General features: G+C 60.2%; 7 protein-coding genes. 1 reads left to right on the top strand and 6 read right to left on the bottom strand.

Features of this window, described 5'->3' with window-relative positions:
- The first annotated feature begins 95 nt into the window (after window positions 1–95).
- Window positions 96–1,013: a sulfurtransferase gene (locus F0185_RS01000; RefSeq protein ID WP_167220779.1), complete on the top strand. Its 918-nt coding sequence runs from the start codon at window positions 96–98 to the stop codon at window positions 1,011–1,013.
- A 215-nt stretch (window positions 1,014–1,228) separates the two neighbouring features.
- Here the strand turns inward: F0185_RS01000 and F0185_RS00995 are convergent, their stop codons facing one another.
- The 6 genes from F0185_RS00995 to F0185_RS00970 form a co-directional block, all read right to left on the bottom strand.
- Complete coding sequence (locus F0185_RS00995; RefSeq protein WP_167220777.1) at window positions 1,229–2,650, bottom strand: mannose-1-phosphate guanylyltransferase/mannose-6-phosphate isomerase; 1,422 nt, start codon at window positions 2,648–2,650, stop codon at window positions 1,229–1,231.
- Window positions 2,651–2,802: 152 nt separating this feature from the next.
- The gene (locus F0185_RS00990; RefSeq protein ID WP_167220775.1) at window positions 2,803–3,009 is read right to left on the bottom strand and encodes a DUF6447 family protein; all 207 of its coding nucleotides are present in this window, start codon (window positions 3,007–3,009) and stop codon (window positions 2,803–2,805) included.
- Window positions 3,010–3,064: 55 nt separating this feature from the next.
- On the bottom strand, window positions 3,065–4,411 hold the full coding sequence (locus tag F0185_RS00985) for a TolC family outer membrane protein (RefSeq protein WP_229476651.1): 1,347 nt from the start codon (window positions 4,409–4,411) through the stop codon (window positions 3,065–3,067).
- Window position 4,412: 1 nt separating this feature from the next.
- Window positions 4,413–5,768: an HlyD family type I secretion periplasmic adaptor subunit gene (locus F0185_RS00980; RefSeq protein WP_167220773.1), complete on the bottom strand. Its 1,356-nt coding sequence runs from the start codon at window positions 5,766–5,768 to the stop codon at window positions 4,413–4,415.
- 4 nt (window positions 5,769–5,772) lie between these two features.
- Complete coding sequence (locus tag F0185_RS00975; protein WP_167220771.1) at window positions 5,773–7,596, bottom strand: type I secretion system permease/ATPase; 1,824 nt, start codon at window positions 7,594–7,596, stop codon at window positions 5,773–5,775.
- Between the two features lie 347 nt (window positions 7,597–7,943).
- Complete coding sequence (locus F0185_RS00970; protein ID WP_167220769.1) at window positions 7,944–12,257, bottom strand: DUF4214 domain-containing protein; 4,314 nt, start codon at window positions 12,255–12,257, stop codon at window positions 7,944–7,946.
- Window positions 12,258–12,297: the final 40 nt, after the last annotated feature.

Raw genomic sequence — 12,297 nt, 5'->3', positions numbered from 1 at the left:
GCGTGGCGGCGCCACATACCCCTGATGCCAACGTGGACATTGTTCTATAATATCGGCTTCCCCGTTTTCCGATCGTTCACCGATCCTTCGCTCCCATGCAAGCTAATACTGCTTTACAAGCTGAAGCGCATGCCGCCATCGCCGCAGCTGCCGCTCACGTCAATATCGCCGCCTACAAATTTGTCACTTTCGACAACATTGAGGAAATGCGTCCCCTGTACCAGGATATCTGCAAGCGCCTGGCGCTCAAGGGCACGATTCTGTTGACGCCGGAAGGGATCAATATGTTCCTGTCCGGCCCGCGCTCGCACATCGACGAGTACCTGGCGTGGGTACGCGCCGATGCGCGCTTTGCCGATATCGAGGTCAAGGAAAGCTATTCGGAAGAGCAGTCGCACAAGCGCATGCTGGTGAAGATCAAGAAAGAAATCATCACCATGCGCATGCCGCTGATCCAGCCCGAAAAGGGGCGCGCGCCGGCGGTCGAGGCGAGCACGCTCAAGCGCTGGCTCGACAACGGCGTCGACGACGAAGGCCGCGAGGTGGTGATGATGGAAACGAGGAATGCCTTCGAGGTCGATGTGGGCACGTTTGAAAACACCCTGGACTACCGGATCGACAAGTTCAGCGAGTTTCCGGAGGTGGTGGCGCAGCACCGCGAGCAGTTGCAGGGCAAGACCGTGGTGACGTTTTGCACCGGCGGCATCCGCTGCGAAAAGGCGGCGATCCACATGAAAAATATCGGCTACGAGAGCGTGTACCAGCTCGACGGCGGGATTTTGAAGTATTTCGAGGAAGTCGGCGGCGCCCATTACAAGGGCGATTGTTTCGTGTTCGACTACCGCACCGCGCTCAATCCGCAGTTAGAGGCGACGGTGACGACGGTGCAGTGCTTCGCCTGCCGCGCGGTGGTGACGCCGCGCGACCAGTTGTCGCCGCTGTATGTGTACGAGAAATCGTGCCCGCAGTGTCATCCGGAGCGGGATCAGGAAAAAGACCAGGCAGCGCCGTAAAACCAGGGCGTCCAGGCGCTCTCTCCGGTACAGTTAAATGCAAAACCGTCTTTCCCGCGCAGGCGGGAATCCAATTCTGTTCCGCAGCCTCAGGCGGCTCAACAAAATTGGATTCCCGCCTGCGCGGGAAAGACGGTTTTGGGGTTTACGGCCGGAAGGTAACCCGACTTTACGCCAATGTCGCAGAATGACCACGGCATTGCGCAGCACTCAGATCAAACGCGCCCGTAGTTATCCTGGAAGCGCACGATATCGTCCTCGCCCAGGTAATCGCCGCTCTGCACTTCAATCATCACCAGGTCGAGCACGCCCGGGTTTTCCAGGCGGTGCTTGTGGCCGGCCGGAATATAGGTCGACTCATTGGTCGAGACGAACAATTCACGATCCCCATTGACCACCTTGGCCATGCCGCTGACCACGATCCAGTGCTCGCTGCGGTGATGGTGCATCTGCAGGCTCAGGCTGGCGCCCGGCTTGACTTCGATGCGCTTGATCTTGAAGCGGGTGCTGTCTTCCAGCACCGTGTAAGTGCCCCACGGACGGTGCACGGTGCGGTGCAGCTTGTGCACGTCGTGCCCTTCGGACTTGAGGCTCACGTACAAATGCTTGACGTCCTGCACCCGGCTGCGGTCGGCCACCAGCAAGGCGTCCGGCGTGTCGACGATGATCAGGTTACTCACGCCGACCGCGCCCACCAGGCGCTCATTGCTCTGGATGAAGCAATCGCTCACATCGTGCAAGCGCACGTCGCCATCGATGCGGTTGCCGTCGGCGTCCGGCGCGATCAATTCGCCCAGCGCATTCCAGGAACCAATGTCGCTCCAGCCGATATTGCACGGCACCACCGACACCTTGTCCGATTTTTCCATCACCGCATAATCGATCGAATCGTCGGCGACTTGCTCGAAAGCGGCGGCGTCCAGTTCGCACTGGGTAAAATTCTTGCCGCTGGCGCTGCGCGACTCGGCCAGGCAGGCGCGCGTGGCGGCCAGGATCTGCGGGCAGTGCAATTCCATCTCGGCGATCATGCTGCCGGCGGTAAAGCAGAACATGCCCGAATTCCACAGGTAGCGTCCGCTAGCCAGATACTCGCGGGCTTTTTCCAGGCTCGGCTTTTCGACGAAGCGCAGCACCGTGTTGCCTTCCGCCTCGATGTAGCCGAAGCCGGTCTCGGGCGCATGCGGCTCGATGCCGAAGGTCACCAGGCGGCCGGACCGGGCCAGCGGAATGGCCTGGGCCACGGCGGCGCCAAAAGCGGCCTGGTCGGCAATCAAATGGTCGGCGGCCAGCACCAGCAGCACCGCATCAAGTCCGTGCGTGGCGGCCACGTGCAGGGCGGCGGCGGCGATCGCGGGCGCGGTGTTGCGGCCGAACGGTTCCAGGATGTAGCTGTTGGACAGTTCCTGGTGGCCTTTGGCGACGGCGCGGTAATCGTCTTCCGTCTTGAAGAACAGTTCGCGGTTGGTCACGGTCAGCACTTGCGCTACCTCGGGCAGGGCGGCGCCGCGCAGCCAGGCTTTTTGCAGCAGGCTTTGGCCATCGGCCAGGCGGATGAACGGTTTCGGGTGAAGTTCGCGGGAAACGGGCCACAGGCGCGAGCCGGCACCGCCGCAAAGAATGGTAGGGATGAGTTTCAACTGCGGTTCCTTTAGGCATGCATGCCGGATCGCCCGGCGATTGATGTGACTACGCAAATAACGTTGCGCATTCTACATCATTGTATGCACCGGAGGAATCGCAGCAACCCGCCCGCGGCGCCAGCACGGCGCAGCGGAGGGTCCGGTGGGTCTTATTGCGCCGTTTTTGGCAACAGGTCTTTCAGCACGCTCTTGTAGGTGCCGCGCGCGGTTTCATACACGGCCAGCTGGGCGTTCAGGCGGGCGATTTCCGACTCGACGTAACGCAGGTTGGTCACTTGCTGTTGCGCTTCCGGGGACAGGTCCGACACTTTGTAGCTCAGGCCGCCGGTGGTGATTTCAAGTTCGTTGGTGCTCATGTTTCCTCTTATGATAAAAATGGCCGGCGCCACGTGGCCGCCGGCTGGGGGTTGATCAGCGGAAGTAGGATGCGGTGCGGCTCACGTCGCTCGCGTCCAGGGTTCCGGCGGCTGCGCGCAAACGCAGCGACGACATCATATAGTTATATCGCGCTTGTGCAAGGTCGCGCTTGGCCGTAAACAGCTGTTGCTGGGCATTGAGCAAGTCCAGGTTGATGCGCACGCCGCCCTTGATGCTCTGTTCGGTCGCCTTGATCAGCAGGTTGCTCGATTCCACCGCGCGGTTCAGGGCGTTGATCTTGGCAATGCTGCTCTGGACCGCCGAAAACTGCTTGCTCACTTCGATCAAGGTCTTGTCGGTCTTGCCTTGCAGGTCGGCGCGCGCGCGTTCCAGCCCGGCCACGGCCTGGCGCGAGGTGGCGTTGACCGAGCCGCCCGAGTACAGCGGCACGTTGAGCTGGATGCCGATCGCGCGCACGGTCGAATCCTGGTTGTAGGTATTGATCGTCTCGGACGCGTTCTTGCTGTAGCTGGCCACAAAGTCCAGGCGCGGCGCATGGCCGGCGCGGGCTTTCAGGATTTCCTGCTTGGCCACTTCGAGCGCGGTGGTCTGGGCCTGGAGCTCGGGATTTTCCTTGAGCGCCAGGGTTTTCCACTCCTGCACATTATTCGGCGCCAGCGGCAGCGCGCGGAAGTTATCGTTCAGGCCCACCAGATTGCCCGGGTCGCCGCCGATCAGGCCGGCCAGGGTGTTGCGCGAGGTCGCCTGGTTATCCTTCGCTTCGATCAGGTTCGCTTCCGACAGTTCCAGGCGCGCCTGCACTTCGAGCACGTCCGTGCGGGTGCCTTCGCCATGCTTGAGCAGGCGTTCGTTAACCGTGCTTTGCTCGGCATAGGCGTCGCGCTGGGCGGTGTTGAGCGCCACTTGTTCGTCCGCGAACAGGGCGTCGAAATAGGCGCTGATGACGCGGATCAGCACTTCCTGGCTGCGCACGCCAAACACCTGGTCGCTCAGCAGGGCCTGGGCCTTACCCTGCTTGTAGCGCGCGTACGCGTCCACGTTGAACAGGGTCTGGCGCAGCTGGATGGTGGACACCCGGCTGATGTATTCAGGATGCGTCAGCGAGAGCGCGCTTTGGATATCGGCCTTGTTCTTGCTCGCATTGTAGTTGGCCTGCACGTTCGGCAGCAGGCCGACCCGGCCAAGGATCGCGTTTTCCTTGCCGCTCTGGTTCTCATAGAACGCCGAACGGTAGGTCGGGTCGTTCTGCAGCGCCTGCTCGTAAGCCTGCTGCAGATTGATGGCCGACGCGCCGGCGCTGGCCAGCAAGAGTGCGGCGGCGGCGACGGCCTTCATGCGGCCCTGGGCGGTGATGCGAAACATGGTCAGTCCAAACGTCATCTTAATCCTCCGACAGGGATGTCTTGGCGCGGTCGAAGACCGGCTTGAACAGGTAATTCATCATGGTGCGTTCACCGGTCTTGACGAACAATTCCGCCGGCATGCCGGACTGGATATCGAGTTTGTGCGAAGCGATCAGCTTGGCGCCTTCCGGTGTCACGCGGGCTTTGATCTTGTAGTATGGCATGCCGGTACGCTCGTCGACGGTACGATCGGCCGAGACCTGGGTCACGATGCCGGGAATGTGCGGCGTCTTGTTGGTATTGAAGGCCGAGAAAATGAATTCGACCGGCAAGCCGACCTGCACCTTGTCGATCAGATTGACCGGCAACTGGCCTTCGACCACCATCGCATCCGAGGTCGGCACGATATCCATCATGCGCGCGCCGGGGCCGATCACGCCGCCCTTGGTAAAGATCTGCAAGCCGACCACCACGCCATTGACCGGCGCCTTGACTTCGGCGTTGGCCAGGTCGAAATCCTGGGCCAGCATGCGGCTGGCCAGGGCGCTGGTTTCCTTTTGCACGTCGGCCAGCTGGGTGCCGACTTCCTTCTGGTATTCCTGGGTGCGCACGATGCGGCGCAGGCTCAGTTCCATCAACTGGTTCTGGGCGCGGCTGATATTGCCGATATCTTCCGAAATGGTGCCTTGCACCGCCATGAAGGTGCGTTCCATTTCCAGCAGGCGCGAGCGCGGAATGTAGCCATCCTTGGCCAGTTCGCGCATGCCCTCGAGTTGCTCCTTGATGATGACGCCCTGGCTCTTTTTCGAGGCCATCGATTCCTGCAAGCCCTTGGTCTGCGCCTTGAGACCGGCGGCGTTTTCTTCCAGCGCGGCCAGTTCGTTCTTCAGGCTGGTCTGGCGCGAGGCCATCAGCTGGGTCTGGGCTTCCATCGATTCCTTGGCGCGCGGGTCGTCCTTGTTATCGAGCAGTTCCTTGGGGAAGGTAGGCTGGGTCTTGCCGCTGCGCTCGGCTTGCAGGCGCGCTTCCGCCGCCAGCGCGCTGAAATACTGGGTGCGCGTCATTTCGATCGCGGAACGGGCCACGGTCGGATTGATGCGCACCAGCACCTGGCCAGCCTTGACCACGTCGCCATCCTTGACCAGGATGTCTTCCACAATGCCGCCAGTCAAGTGCTGGACGGCCTTGCGGCTCGTTTCGGTGGCCACGGTGCCCGACATCGGCACGCCGCGGTCGAGCGGGGCGAACGAGGCCCACAGAATGAAGCCGAGCACGCCGACCAGCACGATGATCCAGCCCATGCGCGAATATTTTTTCGAGTCGACGCTGGCGACCTCGGGCACCACGTCGCGGGCAACGACGTCGGTGACATTTCTGGTTTGAATGTTGCTCATGTTCTTATTCCTTTTCCGTTGTTACTGGCGCGCTTGCCTGGGCAGGCTGGGCCTGGCCCGGCTGGCCCGGCTGGCCCGGTGGCTGACCCGGCTGGCCCGCTTGCTGCTGGCGCTGCTGCTGTTGCTGCGCTTCCAGCATTTTCTGGTTCGCTTCCTGAATCGCCTGCAATACCTGGGCGGTCGGGCCGAACATCTGCACCGCGCCGTCGCGCAACACCAACAGCTTGGTCGAGACATTGATCGCGGCCGGACGGTGGGTAATGAGCACAATGGTCTTGCCGCGCTGGCGCATGTCCTGCACCGCCTGCATCAGGGCGTGTTCGCCCTGGTCATCCAGGTTCGAGTTCGGTTCGTCGAGCACCAGCAGGGCCGGGTCGCCATACAGGGCGCGGGCCAGGCCCAGGCGCTGCTTCTGGCCGCCGGACAGGCCGGCGCCGCCGTCGCCGAGCACGGTATCGTAACCGTTCGGCATTTTCAGGATCATGTCATGCACGCCGGTGCGCTTGGCGGCCAACACCACCTGCTCCGGATCGATCTCGCCGAAACGGGCGATGTTTTCGCTGACCGTGCCGCCGAACAGTTCAATATCCTGCGGCAAATAGCCGAGGTGAGGGCCGAGCTGGTCTTTGTTCCAGTGGTAGATGTCGGCGCCATCGAGGCGCACCTTGCCGATCAGGGCCGGCCACACGCCGACCATCAGGCGCGCCAGGGTCGACTTGCCCGAACCGCTGGGGCCGACCACGCCGAGCACGTCGCCCGGAGCAATCGCGAAACTGACGCTTTTGAGCACAGGGTGGGTCGCGCCCGGAGGACCGGCCGTGATGTTGTCGATCAACAGGTTGCCGACCGGTGGCGGCAGGGGCATGCCTTCCTTGCGCTCTTCATTTTCTTCCAGCAAGGTGGTCAGGCGCTCGTAGGAACTGCGCACGCCGGCCACCGATTTCCATACGGCAATCACTTGCTGGACCGGCGCCATGGCGCGGCCCACCAGAATTGAAGCGGCGATCATCATGCCGGGCGTCAGTTTGCCTTCGATCACCAGCAAGGCGCCGAGGCCGAGAATGAGCGATTGCAGCGAGGTCTGAAAGAATTTGGTGACGGCGCCGACAGTACCAGCTTTTTCACTCGCTTCAGCCTGCAATTGCAGGAATTTGCTGTGGACTTTGTACCAGCGCGCCTGCAACTGCGGCAGCATGCCCATCGCTTCGATGACTTCGGCATTGCGCAGGTTGTTGGTGGCCAGGTTGCCGGCCACGATAGACATGGTGCTCGCTTCGGCCAGCGGCTTGTGCGAGACGCGCTCGTTGATGATCGCCAGGATCACCAGGATCACGGTGCCGCCCAGGGCGAACCAGCCCAGCAGGGGCTGGAAGAAGAAAATGACGACCAGATACAGCGGAAACCAGGGCGCGTCGAAGAAGGCGAACAGGGCGCTGCCGGTGAGGAACTGGCGCACATTGGTCAGGTCGCTCAAGGCCTGGCCGGCATTGCCGCCGGCCTTTTTCAGGTTGCGCTCGAACGCGGCGGTGTACACGCGTTTATTCATCTTCATGTCGAAGCGCGCGCCGACCCGCACCAGGATCATGCTGCGCATGAATTCCAGGGCGCTCATGAGCACATAGGCGCCCAGCATGAGCAAGGTCAGCATCAGCAGGGTGATTTCGTTCTGGCTGGCCAGGACGCGGTCATACACCTGCAGCATGTACAGGGACGGCACCAGCATCAGCAAATTGGTGATCGCGCTGAACACGCCGACCGTATAGAAGGTGCCCTTGAACGCGAGCAGTGCCTGCGCAATTTCGTTCTGCTTGTCGAGAAGTTTTTTCATTAGAGACCAACACAATTCATTAGTAATTCACGAGGGGACAGCGCGGACGGCGGCAACTTCCCGATCCTGGTGAGCGCTACGCCAGCCGGTTTCACAGCGAAACTCGGCAAAGGCGACAGGATGTCAAAAAAATCCGCTTGGAAATGTGATGTGGATCACAAGTTCGAAAGGTTAGCATAAAGCAGGTTTTTACACCAGAGAAGATTAACTGAACGCGGCACTGGCGCCGCAGTTTTCGCCGGCACGAACGGCGGCGGATGAAAAAAGGCCAGGCGGTGAAGCCTGGCCTTTCGGTTGCATCGAACCACAGGCCGAAGCCTGCGGTTCTTTGCTACTTATAACAACAATTAAGCAGCGATTACCAGCGAACCTGCACCGAAAGCGGTGTTGAAGGTTGCGACGGTAGCAGCTGGGTTGGCGCCGATAGCAACATCAGCACCACCAGCAACACCGGTCAGGTGAATCGTGGTGGTGGTAGCACCGTTCACAGCAACGATGTCAACGATACCGTCAGCGGTGCCGACGTTGTTGATGGTCACAGCGCTGCCGTTGATGAAGCTCAGGATGTCGCCAGCCGCGAAGTTCGCCACGTTAGCGGTGTAGGTACCGGTTGCAACGTTGAACTGGAAGTTGTTGTTCAATGCATCGAAGTTCAAGTTGCCGGAGTTGACTGCAACAGCCGTCGTCGAATTGTCAACCAGCGAACCAGCGCCGAAGAACGCATTGAATGCAGCAGTACTGTTCAATGGGCTAGGGAAGACTGCTGGGCTCTGAGTCTGAACGGTAACGGTCGAGGTGAAAGCACCGTTCACGCCCGTCACAGTGACGACATTGTCGCTAGCGACGCCGTCAGCCACGGTTACAACCGTACCTGGAGCGAATACCAGCTTGTCGCCGGCAGCGAAATTGCTGATTACCGACGAGAAGTTCTGGTTCGATGCAGCCGTGAACGTCACGTTGGTGTTGTTACCAGCGTTGTAGCCAGGAACCGTGTTGTTCAGTGCAACAGCGACGCTAGCCGTTGGGAGGGTCACGACCGTAGGTACGAAGCCCGAAGCGCCTTCCAGCAGGTAGTAGTTAGCAGCCGACGAGTTGACGAAATGAGCCTGGGTCAGACCGGCCCAGTTGTTTGCGCCAACCAGTGCATTACCGGTCGAGGCCAGGTCGATCGTGCCTTCCAGGGTAACCGTTGCGTTCGCAGCACCGATCGCGTCAGCGATCGAGTACACGGTACCGACGTGGGTCGTCGAATCAACAGCAACGTACACGTGGGTCTGTGCAGCAGCGTTGTCAGCGGTGTACAGGGCAGCGATAGCGGTCGTAGCCAGTGCGGTAGCTGCGGTCGTAGGCGCGCCGATCGTGATCGACTTGTTGGTCGTCACGGCACCGGTCAGGACATTACCACCGATAGCGGTGAAGTCCAGGTGATCGATGCCAGCACCGATGACGTCGAAGTTGACGATCGTGTCGTTGCCGAAGCCAGCAGCGTAGACAACGGTTTCGTTATCCGAAATAGCGTAGTCAGCAACGGTAGGAGCCAGGATCTGAGCGCCAGCGTTCAGAGCTTCGTGGTTGCCCAGAGCGATAACGTCATTGCCCGAACCTGGGGTGATGATGTTGTCGCTGACTGCGGTGCTTTCAGCGCCGGTCAGTTGACCCAGGGTGATCAGGGTGTTGTCGGTGTAAGCAGTTGCAAAGTTCGAAGCGTAGTCACCGTTGGTGCCGTAGGTGGCCAGTGCAGCGACCATTGCTGCGTAAACACTGCTACCGTCAGCTGCTGGGCTGGTGATGCCGTAAGCGGCAGCAGCAGCGGCCAGGTCGCTGATCGACAGGGCGTTCAGCGCGCTGGTTGGAGCAACCAGACCAACGGTCAGGTCACCAACAACGTGCAGGCCGTCGGTCAGTGCGGTAACGGTCAGGGCGCCCGATGGGGAGTCCGTCGCGACCAGCAGCTTGCTCAGAACTGGGCTGTCGGTGATGATTTTCTTGATAGCCTGGTTGATCTGCAGATCGGTCGTTTTGTACGAACCATCGGAGATCAGCAGCGAGCTGGTGATACCTTTGTACGTGACGTTGACGGTCGTGTTGTACAGGAAGTAGCTGTCGTTGAAGTCCGAACGCATGTTGCCTACGAAACGGTCAGCAGGAGCCACGGCAACTTGGTCGGTCGTGTTGAACGCCCAGGTTGCAGTGGTGCCGGCAGGGATCGCACCAATACCAGGAACCGCAGGCACGCCTGGAACAGCAGGAGGACCAACCACTGGTGGAACAGCAGGGATACCTGGAATAGCAGGGGTACCGTAAGCAACGGTGTACAGGTTGGTCGCGCCGGTGTTTTCGCTGTAGATGGTGTCATCGCCAGCGCCGCCGTCGATGCGGGTGTCGCCATCGCCCAGTTTGCGGATGGTGTCGTTGCCGTCGCCGCCGCTGATCGAGATGTTGTTGTTCAGATCCTGATTGCTGTTCCAGAAGGTACCGCCACCAGCGACAGCAGGAACGATGCGCAGGGTCAGCGCGTCGTTACCCGAGTTGCCGTTCAGGTTGAACGTGAAGTCTTCCAGGCCGCTGATGATCTGGCTACGGCTGCCTGCAACGCCTGCGTCGAGGTCAACGACGATGGTGTCGTTGTTCAGGCCGCCGGTGTACGAGAAAGCAACGTTGTCAGCTGCCGAGTTCGATTGGGTATCGATCTTGTTGATGTACTTGGCAACCGAACGGTCGGTGATGACAGCGGTCAGGGCCAGGTTACCGACCAGGGTCGATGCATCGATCAGGCGAACGTCATGGAAACCATACTGGTCGCCGTGCTGTTTGCCGCCGTTGGTGGTGTCGGTACCTGGCAGTGGGGTGTCCACGCCGAGGCCTGGCAGGGTCACCTGGCCGCCGCTAGGAGCGGTACCACCGATCGAAACTGCTTTCAGGTTGGCATTGCCATTGACGTACAGGTCGCCTTTGGTGGCGCCGTTAACCAGGATAACTTCTTGCAGGAAGTTGTCGGTCGAGTTGATGGTTTGCAGGCGGCTGGTGCGCTCAACGGTGATTTCGAAACGCTCAACGCCTTTCGAGGTCGAGGTGTCGCCGATCGACAGGCCACCGATGACCAGGTCGCCACCGTTCGAACCACGGCCCACGTCGTCCAGGATGACGGTGCTGGTGATTTTCGAAACGACAGCGGTTGGGTTGCCTTGCAGAATCGCGGTGTGCAGACCCGAATCAGGTGGAACTGCAGCTTCTGCAACCCAGCCCGAACCTTTTGGCAGGGTGATGGTGCCTGCGCCTGGGTTGGTGATGACGATTTCGTTACCGGTTTGTGGCTTGCCGGTTTTGGTATCCGCAACGATGAACGCATCGCCGAGCCTGACCGTGAAGTTTTCGATGCCTGGGGTCAGCTTGATTGCGGTTTGCAGTGCGGTAACCAGTTCAGCGTACGACTGAGCTTGGTCGATTGCTTGCGAAGCGACTTTGATTGCTTTGCCGTTGAAGCTGAAGATGAAGCCGTTGTACGGATTGTCCAGCAGCTTGGCCAGGCCTTGCTCACTAGCACGGGTGTCCATCAGTTGCAGGCGCAGGGTGGCGCCCGACGCTGATACCGGCGCTGCGCGCAGGGAGTGCTGGTCGAACAGGACGCCGAAGTCGACGTTACCGGCATCGGTTTGCACCATGGCGATGGTGATGTCTTTGGTGATCTGCGAGTCGAGGATACGGATATCTTCGATGACCAGGTCAGCGCGGCTGTTGCTGTCTTCGAAACGGGTAACGCCTTCCATGCGCTCTGCGTCGATCTGGACTTCAACGGTGCGTGCGGTGTTGTTGTCGGTTGCGTCAGGGCCGATGGTCTGTGCGCTGATGATGACGTTTTCAACGCCGGTGGTTTCTGCACGGAAAGCGAACAGCTGCGATTTGCCCACGTCAGCGCGCAGGGTGTCGTTGCCGCCGCCAGCTTCGATGCGATCGCCGCCTTGCAGGGTGTTCTGGTTGTCGAAGATGGTGCCCTGGAAGATGTCATTGGCATCGGTGCCGATCAGGGTGTCACGCTGTTCGGTCAGGCGCTGGGTGGTACCTGGGGTCGAACCCAGAGCCAGGCTTGCCAGTACCGAGTTCACGGTTGCCTGGTAGACGGTTGCGTCGGTGTTCGCGTTAACGTTCGACAGCAGCTTGCGTGCTTCGGCAGCGGCGAAGTTGCCGTCGTAGCCTTTGACTTCAGCTGGGGTGTCGATAGCGGCGGTGAAGGCGCTAGCGATGACAACTTTCTTGGCCACGGTCAGTGCGTCAGCACCTTTAGCGTCGATAGCGCCGGTCAGGATGTTGTAAGCAGCTGCGCCTTTGCTGACGACGCCGGTGTCGATCTGCTTGGTCCAGTAGGCTTGGCCTTCTGCATCAGGAGCGCGACCGAACAGGTTCAGGTAGACACCTTTCAGGAAGTCGGCGGTCGAGCCTGGGTACAGAGCTGCGGACTCGGCGCTGTTGCCGAAGTTGTCCATCAGCTGTTTCACAGCTGGGTTGGTGTTGTAAGCAACAGCCAGGCCAGCCGTGTCCGTAGGAGCTTTAGCAGCGGCCAGGGCTTCGGTCATGCTTTTCAGACCGGTCGAATCAGCTGGACGGCCAAAATAGGAGAGGTAAAGTTCTTGTGCTACTTTTGTGTACTCGGTTGCTACGGCCATGATTGATCCTTTAGTTGAACTTAGATATAACCAAATTTCT

It is taken from the genome of Massilia rubra (assembly GCF_011682065.1).
GTDB classification, from domain to species: domain Bacteria; phylum Pseudomonadota; class Gammaproteobacteria; order Burkholderiales; family Burkholderiaceae_D; genus Telluria_A; species Telluria_A rubra.
The sequence above is the reverse complement of the archived record's forward strand: the minus strand, read 5'-3'. Positions and strand labels throughout refer to the sequence as shown.